Below are 22,016 nucleotides of genomic sequence, written 5' to 3'. Positions count from 1 at the left end.
CTTCCTGACCGCCCCGCAGTGGCCGGGAGCAGCGTTTATGCTGCGACCCGGGGAAGGGCAGGCTGCTGTGCTGTCCCCTGGTGGATGAAAGGGCGAGACTCGGTGGCGGTCGCTGAGCAGGCCCTATCCGAACGTAGTGAGGATATCCTGCTCAGCGACCGCCAGCGGGTCGAGGGTTTTCTTGCGTTGTTCCAACTTGAGACTGCTTTTCACCTGCGAAGTGAGAGAAATATCGTTCCAGAACCTATATAAATTACTGAGTGGTATCACTAGGTGGTATGAGCGAGTTCGACAAGTTCAGCGACGTCGGCGAGGCAGAAGTAACGAGAGCGATCGGCCAGGAGTGGACCGAGGAGTTCATGGACTTCTCCGATTCGGATGTCATCATCGTCGGGGGCGGCCCCTCCGGGCTGATGGCAGCCAAGGAACTCTCCGAGCGGGGCGTCCAGACGATGGTCGTCGAGAAGAACAACTATCTCGGCGGCGGGTTCTGGCTCGGCGGCTTCCTGATGAACAAGGTCACCGTCCGGGACCCGGCCCAGCAGGTCCTGGACGAACTCGACGTGGACTACAAGCAGTCCAAAGACAGCGAGGGACTGTACGTCGCCAACGGCCCCGAGGCGTGTTCGGGCCTCATCAAGGCGGCCTGTGACGCTGGCGCGAAGATGCAGAACATGACCGAGTTCACCGACATCGTCATCCGCGAGGACCACAGAGTGGGGGGAATCGTCATGAACTGGACGCCGGTCCACGCACTGCCCCGCGAGATCACCTGCGTCGACCCCATCGCCGTCGAAGCCGACCTGGTCATCGACGCCACCGGCCACGACGCGATGGCCGTCAAGAAACTCGACGAGCGCGGCGTCCTGAACGCCCCCGGTCTCGAGGAGGAGGCCAGCGGCATGGACCAGACCGGCGACGACTCCTACGGCGCGCCCGGCCACGACTCGCCCGGCCACGACTCGATGTGGGTCGGCGAGTCCGAAGACGCCGTCGTCGAGCACACCGGCCTCGCCCACGACGGCCTCGTCGTGACCGGCATGGCCACCGCGACCACCTACGGCCTCCCGCGGATGGGGCCGACCTTCGGTGCCATGCTCGTCTCCGGGAAACGGGCCGCACAGGTCGCGCTGGACGAACTCGAAGTAGAGGCCGACCCTGTCGACCTGACGAGTCGCGAAGCCGCCGCGAGCGCGGACGACTGATAGGGATTAGCGTAGACATCCATAGAGTTCGCTGCGGAAATCGATTTCCGGCCCCCGGTCAGAGTGAGACATCCTCCGACCGGCTACGCTACTTCCTATGAATCCCGCGTTTTTCAGCGGCGGTTGACACCGACCAAGTTCCGACATTTCGTGGGTGTGAATACCACTCACAATATGCTTCTTGTTTCCGGGCTACGTACGTCGACTGTTGGAGACGTAGCGACTATGGGAGACCGCGCCGAAACCGGCCAGTCGAACGAGCCCGATAGCCAGTCAGCCGCCGGTCGGGACAGCCGGTCCCGGTCGGCGCGAGTGCGCGGCCACTGGGCAAGGCTGCTCGATCGCGTCGGTGGTGTCGTGAGACAGCTGGAGCGGGCTGACTGGGCAGTCCTCGCGCTTCTGGTCGTCGCCGCCGTGCTTCGTCTCTATCGCCTGGGCGAGGAGAGTGTCTGGCTCGACGAGGCGCTGACCTGGTACCGCGTCACCGAGCAGTACACCACAGTCGAGATACTGTTCGTCCTGCCGCTCGAGGACGTCCATCCGCCGCTGTACTTTCTCTTGATGGACCTATGGACGTCGGTCGCCGGTGCGTCCGAGAGCGCGCTCCGGTTCCCCTCCGTAGTGTTCGGCGTCACGTCGGTCGGACTGCTGTACCTGTTCGGCGTGAAGGTGTTCGATCGGTCGACGGGCGCGATTGCGGCCGCCCTGCTCGCCGTCTCGTCGTTTCACCTCTACTACGCACAGGAAGCACGGATGTACACGCTGATGACGGCACTGACTGTCGTCTCGTTCTACTTCTTCGTCGATATCGCGGACGAGGAGTCACACGGCCGGCTGTCGGTCCTCGGTTACCTCGTCTCGACGGTGTTACTCGCGTACACCCACCTGTTCGGGACGTTCATCGTGCTCGCCCAGAACGCGTACCTCCTCTCGCGCGTGGCGCTGTCGGGTGGGACCGTGCCGGTGATCGGTCGGGTCGGCACGACAGCGACGTCGTTACGGGGCTGGCTCCGCGTCCAGGCGCTGCTGGCGCTGATGGTCGCTCCATGGTGGGTGGCACTCACGGTCCGGTTGCCGACCATATCGGCGGGTGGATGTACGGGGATCACCTGGATCCCGGAATCCACGCCAGCCGGCGCCGTGTCGATTCTCAAGCGGTACTTCTACTACTGTGGGGCCCCGGAGACGGTGAGCCCGATCCCGGCGGAGGCGTTCCTCCTCGTGATGGTGCTGGCCGGCGGACTCGTAGTAGCCGGCCTGTTCGCGGCCGGCGATGGCCGGCCCGGGTCGGGAGAACTCCTCCTCCTGGTGTGGTTGCTGACGCCTATCGTCGTCCCGTTCGTCCTCTCGCACGTGGTCGCGCCGATCATGGTGGCTCGGTACACCATCGGCGCGTCGCTGGCGCTGTTCTTGCTCGTCGGGCGAGGCGTACAGACACTCCGGCCGTACGCGCCCGCCGCCGTCCGGGTCGCACTGGTCGGCGTGCTACTCCTGGGATTGGTCGCTCCGCTGTCGGGCTACTACGAGTCCGATCAGAAGCGCCAGTGGCGTGACGCCGTCGAATCGATCGAATCGTCGGGCGATCGGGGTGATCTCGTGCTCGTCACCAAGTCACACCTCGTCCCGACCTACCAGTACTACGCCCGCCGCCCACCGGACACCGTCGTCGGGATGGAGCGTCTCGCGACCCGCGAGACCGTCAGCGAGGCGGTCGGCGATCGCGGAAGCGTCTGGGTCGTTCGCTCCTGGACCGGGCGGACGACGCTCGGCGACCACCTCCGATCGCTGAACTACACAGCCGTCGAAACGGTGCGTTCACAGGGGATCTATGCTCGACGATTCGTTCGCGTGTCCGGACAGAATCAGGCCAGCCGCCAGGCGTACTCGTCGGAGAAGACGGCCACAGTGCGATCGGCAAGCTGACTCGCAACGGCACTGAACGAGCCGGGGCCGCCGGGACAGTCAAGCACCGATCGTCCCGCCAGACCGACCTGATCGAGCCCGAACAGCCGGCAATACTCCTGAAACGTTCGATCGACGAACAGAAACGAATCTGAAACCTCGAAACGCCCATCCATGATGTTGTTATGTGTTCTATACTATGCTAATCTGCCCACAGCAGTGAGGAGAGCAGAATATAGTATTGACTGGCAAACCTTACCGTTTGATAATCAAATATCTGATTGTGAGATAATAACACACATGATCGAGCACAATGAGCCGAATATCAAAACGGACGTCAGAAACAATCGAGCCGGAGTCGAGCGAGGGAGTGACCGTGCAGGTGTGGGCCAGACGGCCAGTCTGTGGTGCACGAGCGAGCGTCATCGATCGACTGGGCCGCCTCCAGTCTGAGGGTATCATCGAGGAATTCGAAGTCCAGACCTGGCCCGAGGAAGTCGTCCTCGACGACGGAGACGAGCCGATTCCACGGCTCGTCGAGCACCTCGAAGAGTGGGCGAGCGAGCAGGGAGTGAGCCTCAGGCCCCCGTTCGAGCGCCGGACGGTCTCGCCACTGATCGGCGAGTCACGTGAGGTACTGACACTGCCGATGCTAACGCTGGTCGTCTACGCGGACGGGCTAGCGGGCGTCTACCCGTGTTCAGACGGCGATCGGACGGTGACCGTCGAAGCGTTTCTGGATCAATGTGAAACGAAGGGAGAAGCTGTCGTCGATCCGGGCGTGTAGCTCACGCGGCTTCTTGCTCGGCATCCATCGCTTCCAGCTTCCGGATCCGTGACTCGGTCGTCGGATGGGTCCCGAACAGTTTCTGCCGCAGACGCTGGACGAGGTCCGGGGCTTCGGTCTGGCCGTGGGTGACAGCCAGCACACCCCGATCCAGCGGGATGATCGACAGCGATGAGACGCTCGACACCTGCCGAAGGTCCCGGGTCGGCGCGGCCTCGATCTGGTCGTCGAGAGCCTGCAACGCGCTCACGAGGGCCGCGGGCGATCCCGTCACCTCCGCAGCCGTTCGATCGGCGACGATCTCACGAGCACGAGAGAACACCGCGACGATGGCGCGGCTCGCCAACCACGTCACCAGCAGCGCGAGGACGAACACGGCCACGACGAGCCGCACCAGCAAGCCCTCACGACTGTCTGTCTCACCATCACGGAACGTGACGATCGCGATCCAGCCGCCGACCGCCGCCGCCAGCCAGGCGAGGACGCCCACGCGTGGATTCGAGAGTCGCTGCTCGATCGGACCGGGCTCGGTGATGCGCCACTGTTCGTCGTCGCCCCAGAGTTCGGTCTCGCTCAATCCGTTGTACGTCCCGTCCGAGCGTTCAAGATTCCCGAGCAGCTTCGCCCGAATGCCATCGAGCACGACGACTGGTGTCGAGACCAGCGTCATCACCATCGCGTCGCGGTTCTTGACGTGGGCGAGTTCGTGCGCCAGAACGGCGTCGAGTTGCTCGCCGTCGAGGGCGTCGAGCGTCCCCGTCGAGAGCACGAGGTGTGCCGTCGACGGTCTGAAGCCGACGGCCATCGCCTCCGGTGCGTCGCGATCAGAGAGCGCGATTGTCGGAACCGGCACTCCGAGCTGGGTCGCGACCCGCGTGACCCGATCGTGGAGTTCCGGATACTCCTCGGCAGAGACGGTGCGCGCGTCAGCCCGTTCTTCCAGTGCTGACTGACCCGTCTCCCGGGAGACGGCCCAGACGATGACCGCAGTCGCGACCACCGTCGCAAGCACGGCGGCCAGGTCGCCCGGGAAGACGATCATCCCCACCAGGAGCACGGCGGTCCAGACGAGCGCGAAGAACACGATCGAACACAACGACAGCAGTACGATGGCGGCGACCATGCGGAGGTTCAGCGCCCAGCTCTCGGCGGTATCGCCGTGGAGGATCGCACCGAGGAGGACGAACGCGGCCAGCCCGCCCATCCCGAGCGCGAGGGCGTTGGCGACCGTGAATCCCGTCGCGACACCGAGCGTGAGCCCGACCAGAACGACCGCGAGCAGCCAGACGAACCCGACGAACAGCAGCGACACCGACGCGATCGCCGCCAGGTAGGCGGTGATTCGTAGCCCCACGGAGAGACCGCCCGAACGCCCGAGTACGAACCCCAGTACCGCGATCGAGCCGGCTACCCCGATCGCCAGCGGCGTCGCACCCGTAGCCACGACCAACTCGATACCGGTCCGAAATATCCAGAACACGAATCCGAGTAATCCGATCGCCACGACCGCGAGCAAGACCGTCGCAAGCGTCTCTCTCCACCCCTTGGACGTCGATTCCAACCCCATACGGTCGAGCACCGACGCGGAATATTTCAATGCCCCGGTATCCTGAGCGCGCCGGTTCGTGGGGAACATATTTTACCGAGGACGGACATCAAAAGAACAGTTCATGGAACGATCGGGACGTCGACAGTTTCTCACGACTGTCGCGGCCGGCGGTGTCGTCGCCACGGCAGGGTGTAGTATCCCGCTCCTCGGTGACGGAGGGAGCAACGACGGACAGCAGGGAGCCCGAGACTGGGCTCAACTGCGGGGCACGGCCGGGATGACGGGCCAGAGCAGTGCTGGCGGCCCGGGCCCCGAAGCGACCCAACAGTTCACGGCCGAGTTCCGAAACGGGATCAACGTCGGCAACACCGCGCCGCTGATCGGCGCGGACGGAATCTACGGCGTCGGGAAAGCCGCCGAGCCCTACGACACGGAGCCGCCCACCTTCGGAGCCTACGCGTTCAAGTGTTCCCGTGAAGACGGTCGCGAGATGTGGCGGCGGGAGATCGCGATCAGAGAGGGCCAAGAGAATCTGGGGTTCTTCACAGAGCCGCCACGTGCGTGTCTCGGTCCCGAGGGTCTGTACGTCTACTGGCTCGAAGACAAGGGGCGCGGCAACGGTTATCTGGACCACGTCGAGCGCCGGTCTCGCGCGGACGGCAGCGTGCAGTGGAGCCGCTCGATCGAGACGTGGGATGTCAATACCCGCCAGCCAGTCGTCCGCGGTGACACGCTGTTCGTGCTCATGGACGGGGCCCTCCGAGCGTTCGCGACCGCAGACGGGAGCGACCGCTGGACTAGTGAGAGGTTCAGGTACTACCAGCGCGCCCCAAGCGTCGGCCGGAACGTGGTCGCCGTCTACAACCAGGGATTCGGGGAAAGTGACGAAGACGTGACGATGCAACTGACGGCGTTCGACCGTTCGGACGGCAGTGAGCGATGGTCGGTTCCCACGCCCGATACCCGGGGGGCAGCAATGCTGCCGAGCGTCGCCGACGGAACAATATTCGTCGCCGAAGGATTCGGAATCAGTCTGCTCGGCGGAATACGGGGCGAGATTCCGGCGCGTCGGATTCGCGCTCTCGACGGCAGCGATGGCAGCGAACAGTGGTCGTACACCTACGTCGACGCCAGCGAGGATCCGACGATGGCCGGCGGTACGACGTCGGTCGCGGTCGACAGTGACACCGTCTACGCCGGATTGTTCTATCCCACAGCGTCACAGATTCTGGGTCCGGACGCGTCGTCGGCCGACCGCGACCGTCTCGAAGACAGCGTCTACACCGGCCGGAATCTTCTCGCGCTGGACCGCGCCGACGGATCACTGAAGTGGGACGCCCAGATCGGCACTGCTGCCCAGGTGTGGCCCTATCTCGTCGTCGACGACACCAACCTCTACGCCAAATTCGGGCTGGGAGACGAGGCGGAAGGGGCACAGACCCGGTGGTACGTGATCGAGAAAGCCGACGGTGCGATCCGCGGCTCGTTCGGAGCCGACGCCGAAATCGATCAGGCCCGTGTGTTCGGCGTCGCCGACGGCGCGCTGTTCGAACACACCGGTGGTGGCGTGCGCGTCTGGGAGTGATCCCGCTGATCGCAAGTCGTTTTATCCCGTAGTACAACCGACGAATATGGTCGACCAGGTCACGCTCTACCGCGCGCCGACGACGGAGGCCGACGCCGAGGAGACCGCGGCGTGGCTCGACGAGCGGGTCGACGCGACGGTCACGGTTCGCGACCGCTTTCTGTCGCTCTATGCCGACGACGACCTGCCCGAAGAACTGGCCGCCGCGCGCGTCCTCGACCCCTACGACCGCGAGACTGGCAACGCCATGTTGGGGATCGTCCGCTACGAGGAGCGGGCACTGGTAAATCCCGAGCGGGCCGGTGGCGTCATCTACGACGGTCTCGCCGTCCAGCAAGCCCTCAGCCGACGAATTCCCGATGAGGAACGCGGGCTGGACCACCTGCACATTCCCCTGCTCGACCGGGTCGTCGGGACCTGGGGCGAGCACGACGGGCGCTGGCACAAGCGCGTGAACGTGCTGGGCCAACCCGCCCTTCTGTCTGTTCCGGGATTGTACGAAGCCCCAGCCAAACCCGAACAGTACTACAAAGAACAGCAGAAACACGCCCTCCTCAGCGGTGGCGCGCCACCGCGCGAAGTCCTGGAGAATCAGGTCGACGGGCAGTTCCTCGTCGAGAACGACCCCCGGACCACCGACGCACTGAAGGGGTACGTCCTGCAAGCGTACCACTACCTCGAAACGGGCGAAGACTTCTGTGACGACGATCGCTGCCGCCTCTCGAACCCCCACCGCCAGCCCGGGGTCGTCGAAGCCCAACTGACCGAGCCAGAGTTCTGTCCTGAACACGCCGAACGGTATCGGTAGGGGACGAGCAATTCGGGAGTCGAGGTCAGTCGCGCGGGTCGATCGTTACGTGCTCCCCGTCGGCGTCGGCAGACAGCGTCTCGGACAGCGATTCCGAACCGATATAGACCACGACGACGTCCGCAGACGGGCGATCGACCTCGAACGTCGTGGAAAGCGACCGATCACCAGACGTCACCGTCTCCGGGCGACGGTCACCGAAGTCCTCGATGGCCGCCTCGAACTGGTCGGCGTCCTCGGCAGCGTCCCAGCGGGTGACCCAGACGAACCCGGGGCCGTCGTCCGTTGCGACGGTGGTGAGCGTGTCGTTACCCCAGCCGGCGGCGGCCTCGATCGCCCGCTCGCGGCCGAGTTCCTGATCGAGCGCGATCCGGGTGAACAGTTCGCCGACGGTCCCTCGATTCGTGTAGGTCCCGTACCGCGAGAGCGACTCCTCGCCCGCGACCGAGACCGAGAGGGGCGTGCGTGGCTCGCTCGCCGGCGTCTCGTTGTGGAGCAGCTGTTCGGTGGTCAGCGGCGCGCGGTCGAAGACGTCCGGGAGCGACTGCGTCTCGTCGACCCGGTTCTCGAAGTAGAGTAATCCGTAGTGGTACAGTGCAGTGGCGTACTGGGAGAATCCAGACTTGTTGCGGTAAGAAACCATCAGAATTGTCGAGACCATCAGGCAGTCGAGGGATTATCGGGCGGATACGTCCCGGAGACGACCTGCACCAGCCCCAGTGCAGCCGTCTCGTCTCGCCGATCGACCGTCCGGTCGTTCAGCGCGGCCCGTGCAGCCGCGATCCGGCGATCGAGTTCCTTCGCGGGCGAGTCGACGCGCGTCCAGCCGCCGGGTGAAGAGAATCGGACGAACACCCGGAAGGCGAGATTGAGCGGTGCGGCCACGAGACGGTCGCTCCGGCCCGCTTCCAGAATCGCCACGCGACCCCCTGGAGTCAGACGGTCGAGCCAGCGATCGACGGCCGCTCCCGGATCGTCGAGCAGGCCGACCACGAACGAGCCCAGCACGGCGTCGGCGCGCTCGATAGGTGGTCGGGTGGCGTCACCACGAACGAGGTCGACGTTCGTCCAGCCCGCGCGCTCGACGCGGTGGCGCGCCTGCGCGAGCATCCCCGAAGTGAGATCGATCCCCACCACCCGGCCCTCGCTGCCCACGCGTTCGCGAAGATACGGGAGATTCGCGCCCGTGCCACAGCCCATTTCGACGACCGTGTCGCCGGATTCGAGTTCGAGGGCGTCGGCAGCCAGTTCGCGCCAGCCTCGAACCACGGGCGCAGTGGCGAGCAGATCGTAGCGGGCGGCCAGTCGGTCGTAGAAGTCGGTGACTGCGCTGGAGTCGTCGGCGGGCATACCTAGAGGAGGTCCCGGATCACGCCCGCGACCGTCGGGGCGTCCGGGCCGAAGACGTAGACGATCGGTTCGACGCCGAATCCCCCAGTTTGAAAGAGCACGTCGACGTCGGAACCGCCAGCGAGTGCGTCGGCGACGGCTGCGTCGGGGTCGGCCTCGGCGTCGAATTCGACAGTGGTGAGTCCCTGCGCTTCGAGTTGCTCGATGGTCTCGGGCGTGTAACTGACGTCGAGTGCGGCGCGGGCGTCGCTACCGGCCTCGCGAGCGGCCAGCAGCATCCCCGCGACGTGTTCGCTGACGCCGAACTCCGGCTCGCCGGGGACGTGTGCCCGCCCCTTCAGATCGAGAATTCGCCCTGGAACCGCCGCGACGTCGTCGATCCCCTCGGCGTCGGGCAGACACTCGACGAGGTTCGACCCCACGGCCGGAATCAGGCCGGCGAATCCACTCGTATTTTCGAGGACGCGAAGCCCACGTCGGAGCGAGGAACGGACGCGTTCGGACTGCCTGAGGTGACTCTCCGGGTCGTGAATGTCGAAGTCGTCCTCGTACTCGGCGAGCGGCGGAAAGGCCGCTTCGTGGAGACTGGCGAGGACGTCTCCGCGTTCGAGACGCCGGACGAACACCTCGACTTCGACCAGTGCCTGCACGGGCGTCATGTCCCCGGAGGCCAGGCCGTCGGCGAGGTCTTCGACCAGTTCGTGCAGGCGCTCGTCGTCGAGCAGCGTTGCGTTGCGGTCGACCTCGCCGTGAACGTACTTCGAGACGGCGCTCTGGGAGATCCCCAGCAGATCGGCGACCTCGCTCTGAGTCAGGCCGCGCTCGCGCAGTGCTTCCGCAAGTAGTGATCGAAACGTGGGGAGAAACTCGTCGACGACGACTTCTTCGATGAAGCGCATGACACTGTCCTCCTACTGGTCACCACCAAATTCCACGTCGTTTCTCGGCGAAATCCCCGCGAGACGAGACTCGCTCATTGGTCGCCTCCGAACTCCCGATCGCCCTGAATCTTCGACGCCTGGGGCCCTTTCTGGTCCTGATACTTCGAGCCGCGCTCTTTCCCGTAGGGGCGGTCTGCCGGCGATTTGAGTTCGGTGAAGGTCAACTGCGAGATCCGCATCCCAGGCGTGAGCGCGACCGGTGCAGTCCCGAGGTTCGAGAGTTCCAGGGTGATCTTCCCCTCGAATCCGGGATCGCACAGCCCCGCAGTGGCGTGCACCACGATCGCGAGCCGACCCAGCGAGGAGCGGCCCTCGACGTGGGCGATCAGGTCCGGCGGAATCTCGACGCGCTCGTGGGTCGTCCCGAGCACGAAATCCCCGGGGTGGAGAATGAACTCCTCGCCCTCCTCGACGTGAGTCGAATCGACGTACTCGTCGACTTCCTGCTCGCTATTCGGGTGGATACAGGGGATGTTCGTGCGCTGGAACTCCAGAAATTCTCGCCCGAGACGGAGGTCGATACTCGCTGGCTGGATCTGGATATCCGGGTCATCCAGGGGCTCGACGACGAGATCGCCCTCCTCGAGGCGGCGGAGAATGTCGGCGTCCGAGAGGATCATACCTCAATTCGGAACCCCGGTGGTCTAAAGAGTCCCGAAACCGGTCACGAGTAGCCAGCGATATAGGCCCCGCTACCCTCGACAGGGATATGAAACAGGCCATCGTCGCCCGCGCGGACATCGGCATGGGCGAGGGGAAACTGGCGGCCCAGGTCGCCCACGCCTCGCTCAAAGCCTTCCAGGACGCGAGCACCAGCGCCCGCAAGGAGTGGCAGGGCAGCGGCCAGAAGAAGATCGTCCTCGAGGCCAACAGCGAGTCCGAACTGTTCGCACTCGCCGAGAAAGCCAAGACCGAGGGAATCCCCCACGCCATCGTCAGGGACGCCGGCCACACCCAGCTCGATCCCGGGACCGTGACCGCGCTGGCGGTCGGTCCCGCGGCAGACGACCGCGTCGACGCCGTCACTGGCGACCTCTCGCTGTACTGAACGCCGACGATACCGCAGGCTGACACTACGTGTCGCTCTTGCTGAAATTGTGTCCACAGTCGACGCACGCATAGGGGCTCGTCCCGCCGAAGCCCTGTGCCAATTCGACGTCGCCGCCACACTCCGGGCAGGCGTCGGGGATGTCGAAGCTCATCGGTTCCTCCGTCGGCTCGCGGTTTCGTGAGACATCTGTCGACAACTACTCTCGGGGCAACCCCTGTCACTGTTGTGGTGTGTTACCGTCGACTCTCCGCGTCGGCCCGCACCGCAACCCAACCAAATACTTATGCCTTGCTAAAATGCTTAAATACGCTGACCCCTAACCCGGAGTGAACACAGAATGCAGGGAGATCACGAACAGCAGGCTTACGATCGCGGGATCACCATCTTCTCGCCGGACGGCCGGCTCTATCAGGTCGAGTACGCACGTGAAGCGGTCAAACGCGGCAGCGCAAGCGTCGGCGTCCGGACCGCAGACGGCGTCGTGCTGGCAGCCGACCGACGCGCCCGGTCGACGTTGATCGAGCGCGAGAGTATCGAGAAGATCCACAGCATCGACGATCACGTCGCCATCGCCAGCGCGGGCCACGTCGCCGACGCCCGCCAGTTGATCGACTTCGCCCGTCGCCGCGGGCAGGTCGATCACGTCCGCTACGACGAGGCGATCGACGTCGAAGCACTGACAAAGTCCGTCACCGACCACATTCAGGAGTACACCCAGACCGGCGGCGCCCGCCCGTTCGGCGTCGCGCTCCTCGTCGGCGGCGTCGACGACGGCGAGCCCCGACTGTTCGAGACCGACCCCTCGGGCACGCCCTACGAGTGGAAGGCGACGGCCATCGGCGGCGGCCGCGACGAGATCCAGAGCTACCTCGAAGACAACTACGAGGCGGAGATGGACCTCGACGGTGGCATCGGCCTCGCACTGGAAGGACTCGCCCAGCCCGCAGAGGACGGCCTCGAAGCCAGCGGCATCGAGATGACGACGATCGACGTCGAGTCCGGCCGCGTCAGCCAGGTCCCCGAGGACGCGATCGCCGAACACATCGCGGAACACGGCCTCGGCGACGAGAACGAAGAGTAGCGCGCACCTCAACAGGGCCCGAACGTTATGCCCCCGGCGGCCGAGCACTCGGGTATGGCTCCCGAAGACCCGCCGACCGGCATCGTCGAACGCGCCCTCCACGCCTTCGGCTACGTCGCCGCTCACGTCCTCTTTTTCGGCGCACAGACCCCTGAAGAGGTCGTGAGTCGGCTTCGCTGGGCCTACCAGGTCGTGGGCGTGACGATCACCGACACGACGACCGTCGACGAGCGCGAGCTCACCGTCTTTCGATGTCCCTATCGACGGCTCGGCGCGGATCGCTTCGGCGCGAAGTGGCTCTGTCACGAGAAGCTGGACCGGGTCGACGACGGCTACGTGACCTACCTCGCACGTCACCGAAACATCGACTATCAGCGGCCGCGGGACTGTGACGCCGCGGGATTCTGTGAGAGCGAGTCCTGCTACTCCGCGGTGACGACGATGGATGATAGTGGTCGCTGTACGTCTGTTCCGGATCGACCGCCCGGAGCCGGGCGGTCGGAGCGGTAAATCGGTACAGCGACCATTATGACTGATCGCGAGCGCGCCGACCGCTTGCGGGCGCAGTTCGGCGAGGGGACTGCCAGCGGGGAGAGCAACGCCGCAGCCATCTGGGAGGCCTTCGACCTCCTGCTCGACACCGAGCGGTTTCTGAATCTCGGATACTCGCCGTGGTATCTCCCTCACGCCGTCGGGTCGAGCCAGCGTCGAATGGCCCTCCAGCTCGGTCGCCGTCTCGGCCACCGCCTGGGCTACACCGCCGGAGTCGAATTGCTCGACGTCGGCTGTGGCCGCGGCGGGCCGAGCGTCGACCTCCTCCGGACCTTCGGCTTCGATGTGACCGGTGTCGATCTCGTCGGCCACAACGTCGAACTCGCACGACGGACCGCCGCGACCGAAAGGGTGGACGCCGGATTTCTCGTCGGGAGTGCAACCCGGCTTCCGGTCGCGACCGACAGCGTGCAAGTCTGTGTCCTCGTCGACGCCGCGCCCTATATCAGTGACAAAGAGGCGCTGCTTTCGGAAGTCGCGCGCGTGCTCGAACCGGGCGGCGTCCTCGCCATGTCGGATCTCCTCCAGATCGAGGACGCCGACGCGACGGCCGTCGAGCGATTCACGGAGACGTGGGATATGGCCCCGCTCACGACGCTCGAACACTACCGCGAAGTCGTCCCCGAGTGTGGGTTCGTCGCCCGGCGATACGAGGACGTGACGGCCCACAGCGTCGGGCGGTTCGGATTCTGGGCGGAGCTGTTTCTCGCGCTTTCGCGGACGCCACTGGGAGCCGTCGCCGACCGCGTGCTGGGTCGTGCCGGGGTCGATCTCGCGGCCGTGACCGAGCAAGTCGAAGCGACACGGCCCGCGCTCGCGGATCTGCGACACTACGTCGTGACGGCACGACTCGACGATCAGGAAGGTATCGCTGGCGAGTGACAGACGCGCTCGAAGCGGTCGGAGGTGTCGACGAGTCGGTCGCCGTCGAGTTCGGGGACGATCGACCGGCTGTCGATCGCGGCGACGTATTCGAGGATGTCGCGCTGACGGACACGTGGAAGTGAATCGAGCGGACCACGCAACTCCGTGAGACGATCGCGAAACGCCTCGCGCGTGGCCGAGTCGACACCGTGGCCGGTCGCGTGGTGGGCGATCAAGCGCGCGCCGAGGTGGTCTTCCGGTGCGTGCGCGCCGCCGCTGCCCGCACAGACGAGCGCGAGCGGGCCGTCGGCACGGCGGAGCGCGCTCCCGACCGCCGCGGCGTTGGTGGTCGATCCGACCAGGACGGTACAGCCGTCGGCGGTCCGAAGATCTGCGACCGTTCGTCCCCCGTTGTCGGAGGTCATGCTGACTGGCCTGCCGGCGAGGTCCAGTCGACGCGTGTCACTGGGAGAATTGAAAAAGTCGTATCGCGCCAGCGGACGACCGTCGCCAGTCCCCTCGCCCCCGACGTGTGCCTCGGGATTGACCCGCTTGAACGCCGTCGGGTCACTTCCGGCCAGCGGGACGTGGACGCAACTCGCGCCGCCAGCGAGCAACTCGACGACCGTCGTCGAGAAGTACATCACGTCCACGACCACGTACGTCCCCGCCGGTGGATTCTGGGGGAGGGACTCCCTTGTCGGATAGACCTCCAGTTCGGACGGGGCGACCGGCGTTGATCGTGACATGGGCGGCCTCACTCGGAGTGGCTATCGAGACACGCAAGAATCTATATATTACCCATGCTGTGTGAACAATTGACAACCTGAGTGGCGGTGTCCCTATTGGGACGGACCGCCAACGCGTTCGCATGTGTGGACGGACATCGCTATTTGCGCCCCAGTCGGTCGTCGAGGAGCGCTTCGACGCGACGGCAGTCGAACCGCTGGAGCCGCGGTACAACATCGCACCGCGGGAGGATCTCGCAGTGATCCGTAACGACTCACCCGAACAGATCGACCTGCTAGAGTGGGGGCTGCTCCCGTCGTGGGCCGATCCCGCCGACGCGCCCCGGCCGATCAACGCCCGCGCGGAGACAGTCACGGCGAAACGGTCGTTCGCAGAGGCCTTCGAGCAGCGGCGGTGTCTCGTCCTCGCCGACGGCTTCTACGAGTGGAAAGAGACGCGCGGGGGCAAACAGCCCTACCGCGTCGAGCGTACGGATGGGGCGCCGTTCGCGATGGCAGGGCTGTTCGAGCGCTGGGAGGGAGACGGTGAGACAGCGGAGACCGTCACGGTTGTCACGACCGAACCGAACGCCGTCGTCGAACCACTGCACCACCGGATGGCGGTCGTCCTCGACCGAGACGAAGCGGCGACGTGGCTGTCGGATGCTGATTCAGAGACCCACCGTGAGTTGCTCGATCCTGCTCCCGCCGAGGAGTGGCGCTCCTATCCGGTCTCGGCCCGGGTGAACGACCCGAGCAACGACGATCCAAGTATCGTCGAGGAGATCGACCCCGATACCCAGACGGGGCTGGACGAATTCGCTTGACATCGGTCGGACTGGAGCGAACGCACTTCGACACTATTATCATAGTTCCTGAAGGATAGTCGAGTATGAGCGAGATCCACCACGCACCGCAGGAGGGGTCGTTCGAGAGCGAGCAGTCGGCTGGCGCGGTGCGGGTGGTACGGGACGGCGGTCGGGCGACGCTCTTTCTGGACGCGCCGGGGATGAGCGACGACGCGCGCTCGACGCACTGGCTCACCGCCGACGTCGCGGATTTCCGTGATCTGGCGGAGATGCGGTAGTCAGGCTGCGTCCTGGTCGTAGGCTTCCAGCAGTTCCTGGTAGCGGTTTCTGATCGTCACCTCGCTGACCTCGGTCTCCTCGGCGATGGTCTGCTGGGTGATCTGTTCGTTGGTGAGCAACGCGGCGGCGTACAGCGCGCCGGCCGCGAGCCCGACGGGCGACTTTCCGGAGTGGACGCCCTTGGGCTTGGAAACGTTCAGCAGTTCGCGAGCGCGGCGTTCGACCTCTTCAGGAACGTCGAGTGCGGAGGCGAACCGCGGCAGGTACGACGCGGGGTCGGCCGGCTCGACAGCGAGGCCGAGCTCCCGGGCGAGATAGCGGTAGGCACGGGCGTACTCCTGGCGGTCGACCCGGGAGATGGGCTGGAACTCGTCGAGGCTCCGCGGGGTGTTGGCCTGCCGGGCGGCGGCGTACAGCGACCCCGTCGCCATCGCCTCGATCGAGCGCCCAGGAAGCAGGTCGTCGTACAGCGCTTTGCGGTAGATGACGCTGGCAGTCTCGCGTACGTTCTCGGGCAGCCCCAGGGCAGAGGCCATCCGATCGATCTCGCCGAGTGCCTGCTTGAGGTTGCGCTCGCGGGCACTCTGGGCACGGAAGCGCTCGTCCCAGGTCCGCAGGCGGACCATCTGGGAGCGTTTCCGTGCCGAGAGCGCCGACCCTTTGGCGTCGCTGTCCTGCCAGTCGATCTTCGTCGAGAGCCCTTTGTCGTGGAGGGTGTTCGTCGAGGGCGCACCCACGCGGGACTTCTGGTCGCGCTCACGGGAGTCGAACGCCCGCCACTCCGGCCCGTGATCGATCATGTCGTCTTCGATGACGACGCCACAGGCCTCACAGACGGTCTCACCCCGCTTCTCGACGGTGACGCCGTCCGCACCGCACTCGGGGCACGTGAGCTCGTCGGTCTCTTCCGCGACTGGCTCGGTCGGTGCTGTTCGGCTGCGATCGTGGGTTCTGAACCGCGTGTTGGTTTCGGACATTGTGTTAGTGCCGCTGGACCACAGGGCCGGGGCCCCGGGTGGTGTTGTGTTTTTACTATCGTAGAAAAAGACGTGCTACTACAAGAATTGCATACCAAACTGATTGGGGCCGAGGGAAGAGCGAGAGCAACCCGCCGAATAGAATACGTTTGATAATGATCGAAAAGGCGAACGACTTTAGGTATCAATTCCGAAAGGGCGTGCAGATCAACGGGAGCCGTTCCGAAGATAGCAATGACAAGAGGGATACAGCCGAACGAGGCCGGAATCGACGCGATCGTCGAAGAATGCGTCGAGGTGTTACAGTCGTTCGAACTCACCGAGTACGAGGCCAAGAGTTTCGTGGGGCTGTCACGGCTGGGGAGTGGGACGGCAAAAGAGGTCGCCGAGGTCGCCGGGATACCCCAGGCCCGCGTCTACGACTGCATGGAGACGCTCAGCGACAGGGGAATCGTCTCGATCCAGCAGTCCAAACCGCGTCGATTTCGCGCCGCCGACACGGAGGCAGCCGTCGGGGCACTGGAGCGGCGCTGTCAGGGGCGACTCGACAGGCTCCGTGAGCTGTTCCCGCGGCTCGAATCGCCGACTCGAGAGGGCGATGGTGCGGACGTGTGGGTGATGGAAGGGTCGACGGAGGTCAGCGAGCGCCTCAGGGAGCTGGTCGCGGCGGCCGACGAGGCGGTGCTGCTGGCGCTGGCGAGCGAGGATCTGCTCACCGAGTCGCTACTGGACGCACTGGATTCGGCGGCCGCCCGTGGTGTGGACGTCGTCGTGGGTTCGCCGGGGAAACCGATCCGCGAGCGCGTCGGCGAGACGGCCGCGACCGCCCGCGTCGTCGAGACCTGGACGTGGTGGGAGGAGTACCCCGTCCGGCCGGGCGCGATCAGCGCGGTGTTGCTGGTCGACGGGCAGTCGATGCTCGTCAGCGCCGACGCGGCGACCTCGCTGCCGGGCGTGAACAAACATCGAGCCGTCTGGACCGACAGCGAGCGCGCACCGCTCGTGAAGATGATGCAGCCGCTGGTCGCACGGGCGGTCGACCCCGCAGGTGGATGATCCCAGAACTACACGAGCGGAAAGACATTTTACGGCCGGTGTGTATTTCCGAGCAGGCACAGTGATGAGAAGACGCACCGGCGAGTTCCACGGTGGGGGCTACCGTGAGTGAAACTGCCCAGAACGTACTCGTGGTCGGGCCCGCCGTGGGCGACGTCACCGACGAACTCTGCACGCGACTGTTGACGGACGTCCAGCCGGCAGATTCGATCCTCGGCGTGTCGGTCGTCCAATCGCCGTCGGACCGCCGCCGTCGCTGGACCGACCACGGCTCGCTCGAGGAGTTCGACGTCGAGTTCGTCGACGTCGATACCGACACCCGGGCAGCGAGCGCCGCTGAACACACACAGCCGACACGACAGATCACGACTGTCGCGGACCCGACGGACCTGTCGACGCTCGGTCGGACCGTCGGCGAACGGCTGACAGCGGCCGACGGTCGGACGTCGATGTGTTTTCATTCGGTGACGGACATCCTGGATTTCGTCGAACGCGAGCGCGCCCTCGAATTGCTCCACACGCTCGCCGAGGAAGTCAAATCGGCCGACGCACACGCCCACTATCACCTCGACGCGAGCCAGGACGAGGAGACGGTGGAGCTGCTCGGAACGGTCACCGACCGCGTGATAGATCTCAGTCCCGACGGCTCGGACGTCTCAGTCCGCTGATCATCGTTCGGCGAGTGTCATCGGCATGCCGTCACGGGGGTGGGCAGTCAGCGACGGACGCAACTGCAGTCGCCCCGAACGGTCGGTGTCGAGGCTGTACTCGCGGGCGACCGTCGCCAGGATAACCTGTGCTTCGAGCATCGCGAGGTGTTTGCCGATGCAGTGGCGCGGCCCGCCACCGAACGGGAAGTACGCGAACCGTGGCCGATCGCCCTGATCGAGCCACCGATCGGGGTCGAACTTGTCGGGGTCGTCCCACCACTCGGGCGAGCGATGGACGGCCCACTGTGGGAGCATGACTGCCGACCCCTCCGGGATGTCGTAGCCGCCGAGTTCGACGTCCCGGGTCGGCTGCCGGAAGATGACGTACACCGGCGGATACAGCCGCATCGCCTCCTGGATCACGCGCTCGATCAGGTCGAACTCCCGGACGGTTTCGAACGTAACGGGTCCCTCGACAGCGTCGGCCTCGGCCTGCACCGCCTGCTCGACCTCGGGATGGTTCGCCAGCAAGTACCAGCTGTAGGTCAGGGTGAGCGCCGTCGTGTCGTGTCCGGCAAGCAGCATCGTCACCACCTCGTCGCGGAGCTGGCGGTACGACTGTTCGCCGCGGTCGCGTGCGCGCAAGAGGATGGAGAGGACGTCCATCGGTTTCTCGGGGTCGTCTTCGTCGCCCTCGGTCCCGCGGCGGCTCGCGATCAGCTGTTCGACCACGTCGTCGAGTTGCTCCAGAGCGGCCCGATACTCCCGGTTTTCGGGCGTTGGGACCCAGTCGGGCGTGATGAATCGGATCGGGTCGGGTTCGAAGCGCGCGCCGATCGGTTCGAGGTTCTCGCGGATAATCTCGCGCTGGCGGTCGGTCAGTTCGACGTCGAGCATCAGGTCACAGATGACGTCAAGCGTCACCTGGGTCATGTCGAGTTCGACGTCCCGGCGCTGGCCATCTGCCCAGTCGTCGACCATCGCCTCGGCGTGGCCGGCGATGGTGTCGGTGAACTCGCCGAGGCGGGTCATCGCGAACGCCGGGTTCGCGAGGTCACGTTGCCGGCGCCAGGTGTCGCCCTCGCTCAACAGCAGTCCCTCGCCGAGGAGGTCGCCGATGGCGTCGTCCTGGAAATCGGGTTTGACGTAGCTGTCGGCGTCGGCGACCAGCACCTGCTGGATGTCGTCGGGATCGCTCAGCATGTAGGTATCCAGCGGCCCCAGATCGAGACGGACCACGTCGCCGTAGGCGCGCTCACAGGCCGTCAGAAAGCGAAACGGGTCGGTGGCGTACTGGCGGGCGTTCCCGAACAGCGGGTCACCTTTCGGACGAGGGGGACTCGGAGCCATCAGTGTCTATCGGGGATCCAGCGGGATAAGCGCCAGCCCGAGCGAAAGGTTTGGACGAGTTTGCCAGAATCCCCTTTGAAGAGTCCCGGCCACATGCAGGTGCGATGTTCGCAAAGAAGGGACTCACCGCCGCGCTGGCGGTGCTGCTACTGATCGGGAGTGTCGTCCCAGCAACCGCTGCCGCCGGCGGCGAGGCCGATAGATCGGCCGCCGCCTCGGCGACAGTCCACGTCGAAGTGACCGAGAACGCGACCGTCCTCGCCGTCGAGAGCGACGGTGAGGCCGTCTCGAACGGCTCGGTCGTCGTCGAGTCGGTCGGGAATGCCACCTACGAGGGCAGCGGCCAGTACGAACTCGACGCCGACGGTGAAGTTCGCCTGCCCGTCCCCGACGGTGGGGCGACTGTCGAGGTCGATCTCGAAAGCCAGTCTGTCGAGGGCGAAGGGGTCGTGACGCTGACGGCGCCCGAAACGGGCGAGTACGAGACGACCGTCACGATCGAGACGCAGGCCGAAGCCGGTATCGTAGCCCAGTTCGAGGCCTGGCTACCGATCGACCTCGGCTTCGAAGCCGACGCCGAGGACGGCTCGGCCAGCGCCGAGGGAGACGGCGAGTCGGACGAAGACAGTGACGGCCTGTTCGGGCTCGACCTCGGCTTCGCCTTCGACGCTGACGCAGAGTCGGATGGCGACGCCGACGCGACCGCCGAGGCCGAGTTGGACGGTGACGGGGGAGCGAGCGCCGACGGTGAGGGCGAGTCGGACGCCGACGCTGACGGTGACGCGGACGCCGAATCCGACAGCGACGCCGAGGCGGCTTCCACTGCCGAAACCGACACGGACGCCGGCGCTGACGCCGACACCGAGTCGAGTGCCAACACTGACGAGGAGGACGGTATCTCGGTCGAGGGCGACGGCGAGTCCTCGGGCGGAATCTCCCTGCGCGCCTGACGGTTCTGATTTTCCCGCTGACGTCGCGCTCTCCCCTGGCCGGCGATAACTACTCGGCGCTGGAGGCCGCAGTGCGACCGTGGACTACGAGACGATCCTGTTCGACATGGACGGCGTCCTGCTGGAAGGGTACCACACCGACCGGGCCGTGTATCGACAGGCCGCCGCGGCGACGCTGGCGGACTTCGGCATCGACCACGGCGGTGACCCGCCGCCGGATCTGGTCGCGCCTGACACCGTCGCGGACATCCGGGCGACCTGTGACGACCTCGACCTCCCGACTGCGCCCGCCTGGGCCTACCGCGAGCGTGCGGCGACGACGATCGAAAACGAATCCATCGTCGCCGGCGACCGCGCCGCGTTTCCGGACGCCGACGTCCTCGAAACGCTCGCCGAAGACTGCACGATCGGCGTCGTCTCGAACAATCGCCACGGAACAGTTCGATTCGTCGCCGCACACTTCGAGTGGCCCGTCGACGCTGTCCGCGGTCGCTTCCCGACGCTGGAGGAGTTCGCCCACCTCAAACCGCACCCCCGATTGCTGCTGGGCGAACTCGACCGTCTCGGCGCCGAGGACGCGCTGTTCGTCGGCGACCGCCGAACCGACGTCGAGGCCGCCCACCGTGCCGGAATCGACGCCGCACTCCTGACGCGAAGCGGCGACCCGACACCGGGCGAGGAAGAACCGCGATTCCACATCGAATCGCTCGCGGAGTTGCCGGCGTTGCTGGACGACTGACCGTGGTCGTCGCGTCGTCTCCCGTCATGCTCGTCGGCCTCGTCGCGGTCGTCCTCCTCGCGGGGGCCGTCAACGGCCTCGCCGGCTTCGGATTCGCACTGGTCGGGACGATGGCGCTGGCGACGGTGATCGATCCCCCGACTGCGGTCGTGTTCATGATCGCGCCGATTCTGGCGGTGAACGTCTCGCTCGTCCGTGAACTCTCGCTCTCGCAGCTGCAATCGTGTGGCAAGCGGTTCGGGCCGCTCGTGGGCGCCGCACTCGTGGGCACCGTCTTCGGACTGGCCGTGATCGATCGCTTACCGCAGGCACCGCTGAAAGTCGGCCTCGGTCTCCTCTCGCTGGCGTTCGTCCTCACCGCCCAGCAGACGGTCGCCCTGCCCGGCTTCGACCGTCTCAAGCGGACCTGTTTCGTCGAGACGACGCCGGCGATGGTCGCTATCGGCGGCGTCTCGGGCGCGCTGTTCGGCGGGACGAACGTCGGCGTCCAGTTCGTCGCGTACGTCCGGAGCCGGGACCTCCCGGACGGCCTGTTCGTCGGCATCCTCGCGATGATATTCCTCGGACTCAACGGCGTCCGACTGCTGGCGGCCGGCGCGCTCGGGCTGTATCCCTCGGCGACGCTGTTGCTCGCGTCCGTCGCCGCGGCGATTCCCGCTGTCCTCGGCGTCGCAATCGGCTCCCGCCTCCGCTCGCGCGTGACCGAGCGCCACAGACGTGCGGTCGTGCTCGGACTCCTGACGGTGATCGGCGTGCGACTCGTCGTCGGTGGCCTCGGAGTCGCATGAGGGAGCGAAGCACCC

The 22,016-nt window shown here is 65.8% G+C and carries 25 protein-coding genes; 16 read left to right on the top strand and 9 right to left on the bottom strand.

Features of this window, described 5'->3' with window-relative positions; translation table 11 throughout:
* The first annotated feature begins 278 nt into the window (after positions 1-278).
* From DV733_RS09635 to DV733_RS09625, 3 genes are all read left to right on the top strand, one after another.
* Entirely contained in the window at positions 279-1,205 is a 927-nt protein-coding gene (locus DV733_RS09635) for a sulfide-dependent adenosine diphosphate thiazole synthase (protein ID WP_049994898.1), read from the top strand.
* Between the two features lie 225 nt (positions 1,206-1,430).
* Positions 1,431-3,128: a glycosyltransferase family 39 protein gene (locus DV733_RS09630; RefSeq protein ID WP_049994899.1), complete on the top strand. Its 1,698-nt coding sequence runs from the start codon at positions 1,431-1,433 to the stop codon at positions 3,126-3,128.
* 292 nt (positions 3,129-3,420) lie between these two features.
* Complete coding sequence (locus DV733_RS09625) at positions 3,421-3,894, top strand: HTH domain-containing protein (RefSeq protein WP_049994900.1); 474 nt, start codon at positions 3,421-3,423, stop codon at positions 3,892-3,894.
* A 1-nt stretch (position 3,895) separates the two neighbouring features.
* Here the strand turns inward: DV733_RS09625 and DV733_RS09620 are convergent, their stop codons facing one another.
* The gene (locus tag DV733_RS09620) at positions 3,896-5,461 is read right to left on the bottom strand and encodes a M48 family metalloprotease (protein WP_049994901.1); all 1,566 of its coding nucleotides are present in this window, start codon (positions 5,459-5,461) and stop codon (positions 3,896-3,898) included.
* A gap of 103 nt (positions 5,462-5,564) precedes the next feature.
* Between DV733_RS09620 and DV733_RS09615 the strand changes: the two genes are divergently transcribed.
* Both DV733_RS09615 and DV733_RS09610 read left to right on the top strand, forming a co-directional pair.
* Positions 5,565-7,028, top strand: coding sequence for an outer membrane protein assembly factor BamB family protein (locus tag DV733_RS09615; RefSeq protein ID WP_049994902.1), 1,464 nt, complete (start codon positions 5,565-5,567; stop codon positions 7,026-7,028).
* Between the two features lie 46 nt (positions 7,029-7,074).
* Entirely contained in the window at positions 7,075-7,836 is a 762-nt protein-coding gene (locus tag DV733_RS09610) for a DUF7001 family protein (protein WP_049994903.1), read from the top strand.
* Positions 7,837-7,861: 25 nt separating this feature from the next.
* Here the strand turns inward: DV733_RS09610 and DV733_RS09605 are convergent, their stop codons facing one another.
* The 4 genes from DV733_RS09605 to dcd form a co-directional block, all read right to left on the bottom strand.
* Entirely contained in the window at positions 7,862-8,497 is a 636-nt protein-coding gene (locus DV733_RS09605) for a hypothetical protein (RefSeq protein ID WP_049994904.1), read from the bottom strand.
* Positions 8,497-9,186: a class I SAM-dependent methyltransferase gene (locus tag DV733_RS09600; protein WP_049994905.1), complete on the bottom strand. Its 690-nt coding sequence runs from the start codon at positions 9,184-9,186 to the stop codon at positions 8,497-8,499. Before DV733_RS09600 ends, DV733_RS09605 begins: the two co-directional genes overlap by 1 nt.
* A gap of 2 nt (positions 9,187-9,188) precedes the next feature.
* A complete protein-coding gene (locus DV733_RS09595; protein ID WP_049994906.1) occupies positions 9,189-10,085 on the bottom strand; it encodes a thiamine-phosphate synthase family protein in 897 nt (298 codons plus the stop codon).
* 74 nt (positions 10,086-10,159) lie between these two features.
* A complete protein-coding gene (gene dcd, locus DV733_RS09590; RefSeq protein ID WP_049994907.1) occupies positions 10,160-10,747 on the bottom strand; it encodes a dCTP deaminase in 588 nt (195 codons plus the stop codon).
* Between the two features lie 89 nt (positions 10,748-10,836).
* Here dcd and pth2 point away from each other — a divergent pair, with 89 nt between their 5' ends.
* On the top strand, positions 10,837-11,175 hold the full coding sequence (pth2, locus tag DV733_RS09585; protein ID WP_049994908.1) for a peptidyl-tRNA hydrolase Pth2: 339 nt from the start codon (positions 10,837-10,839) through the stop codon (positions 11,173-11,175).
* Positions 11,176-11,200: 25 nt separating this feature from the next.
* On the opposite strand, the gene DV733_RS17695 is transcribed toward pth2, so the two are convergent.
* Positions 11,201-11,329, bottom strand: a complete 129-nt coding sequence (locus DV733_RS17695) for a hypothetical protein (protein WP_257217554.1) — start codon at positions 11,327-11,329, stop codon at positions 11,201-11,203.
* Between the two features lie 186 nt (positions 11,330-11,515).
* Here DV733_RS17695 and psmA point away from each other — a divergent pair, with 186 nt between their 5' ends.
* The 3 genes from psmA to DV733_RS09570 are packed head-to-tail and all read left to right on the top strand — an operon-like array spanning position 11,516 to position 13,693.
* Positions 11,516-12,259, top strand: a complete 744-nt coding sequence (psmA, locus tag DV733_RS09580; RefSeq protein WP_049994909.1) for an archaeal proteasome endopeptidase complex subunit alpha — start codon at positions 11,516-11,518, stop codon at positions 12,257-12,259.
* 54 nt (positions 12,260-12,313) lie between these two features.
* Positions 12,314-12,769, top strand: a complete 456-nt coding sequence (locus DV733_RS09575) for a hypothetical protein (RefSeq protein WP_049994910.1) — start codon at positions 12,314-12,316, stop codon at positions 12,767-12,769.
* A gap of 18 nt (positions 12,770-12,787) precedes the next feature.
* Positions 12,788-13,693: a class I SAM-dependent methyltransferase gene (locus DV733_RS09570; RefSeq protein WP_049994911.1), complete on the top strand. Its 906-nt coding sequence runs from the start codon at positions 12,788-12,790 to the stop codon at positions 13,691-13,693.
* Here DV733_RS09570 and DV733_RS09565 read toward each other — a convergent pair.
* A complete protein-coding gene (locus DV733_RS09565; protein WP_049994912.1) occupies positions 13,669-14,424 on the bottom strand; it encodes a 2-phosphosulfolactate phosphatase in 756 nt (251 codons plus the stop codon). The genes DV733_RS09570 and DV733_RS09565 overlap by 25 nt on opposite strands.
* Before the next feature lie 122 nt (positions 14,425-14,546).
* Between DV733_RS09565 and DV733_RS09560 the strand changes: the two genes are divergently transcribed.
* On the top strand, positions 14,547-15,230 hold the full coding sequence (locus DV733_RS09560; protein ID WP_049994913.1) for an SOS response-associated peptidase: 684 nt from the start codon (positions 14,547-14,549) through the stop codon (positions 15,228-15,230).
* A gap of 65 nt (positions 15,231-15,295) precedes the next feature.
* Positions 15,296-15,490 (top strand): DUF7511 domain-containing protein, encoded by a 195-nt coding sequence (locus DV733_RS09555; RefSeq protein ID WP_049994914.1) that lies wholly within the window; start codon positions 15,296-15,298, stop codon positions 15,488-15,490.
* Here DV733_RS09555 and DV733_RS09550 read toward each other — a convergent pair whose 3' ends face one another.
* The gene (locus DV733_RS09550; RefSeq protein ID WP_049994915.1) at positions 15,491-16,468 is read right to left on the bottom strand and encodes a transcription initiation factor IIB; all 978 of its coding nucleotides are present in this window, start codon (positions 16,466-16,468) and stop codon (positions 15,491-15,493) included.
* Positions 16,469-16,702: 234 nt separating this feature from the next.
* Between DV733_RS09550 and DV733_RS09545 the strand changes: the two genes are divergently transcribed.
* Positions 16,703-17,524, top strand: a complete 822-nt coding sequence (locus tag DV733_RS09545) for a TrmB family transcriptional regulator (RefSeq protein ID WP_049994916.1) — start codon at positions 16,703-16,705, stop codon at positions 17,522-17,524.
* Positions 17,525-17,628: 104 nt separating this feature from the next.
* Positions 17,629-18,192 carry a DUF7504 family protein gene (locus DV733_RS09540; protein ID WP_136342326.1) on the top strand — a complete coding sequence of 188 codons (564 nt, stop codon included), beginning with the start codon at positions 17,629-17,631 and terminating at the stop codon, positions 18,190-18,192.
* On the opposite strand, the gene DV733_RS09535 is transcribed toward DV733_RS09540, so the two are convergent.
* Complete coding sequence (locus DV733_RS09535) at positions 18,193-19,524, bottom strand: cytochrome P450 (protein ID WP_049994918.1); 1,332 nt, start codon at positions 19,522-19,524, stop codon at positions 18,193-18,195. It abuts the gene before it with no gap.
* A 104-nt stretch (positions 19,525-19,628) separates the two neighbouring features.
* Here DV733_RS09535 and DV733_RS09530 point away from each other — a divergent pair, with 104 nt between their 5' ends.
* The 3 genes from DV733_RS09530 (at position 19,629) to DV733_RS09520 (ending at position 22,001) form a co-directional block, all read left to right on the top strand.
* Positions 19,629-20,474 (top strand): hypothetical protein, encoded by an 846-nt coding sequence (locus DV733_RS09530; protein WP_049994919.1) that lies wholly within the window; start codon positions 19,629-19,631, stop codon positions 20,472-20,474.
* A 79-nt stretch (positions 20,475-20,553) separates the two neighbouring features.
* Positions 20,554-21,213 (top strand): HAD family hydrolase, encoded by a 660-nt coding sequence (locus DV733_RS09525; protein WP_049994920.1) that lies wholly within the window; start codon positions 20,554-20,556, stop codon positions 21,211-21,213.
* 2 nt (positions 21,214-21,215) lie between these two features.
* Positions 21,216-22,001: a sulfite exporter TauE/SafE family protein gene (locus tag DV733_RS09520; RefSeq protein ID WP_049994921.1), complete on the top strand. Its 786-nt coding sequence runs from the start codon at positions 21,216-21,218 to the stop codon at positions 21,999-22,001.
* Positions 22,002-22,016 lie beyond the last annotated feature (15 nt).

The sequence above is a fragment of the Halapricum salinum genome (assembly GCF_004799665.1).
In the GTDB taxonomy this organism is placed as follows: domain Archaea; phylum Halobacteriota; class Halobacteria; order Halobacteriales; family Haloarculaceae; genus Halapricum; species Halapricum salinum.
This window is presented reverse-complemented; position numbering and strand designations above follow the sequence as displayed.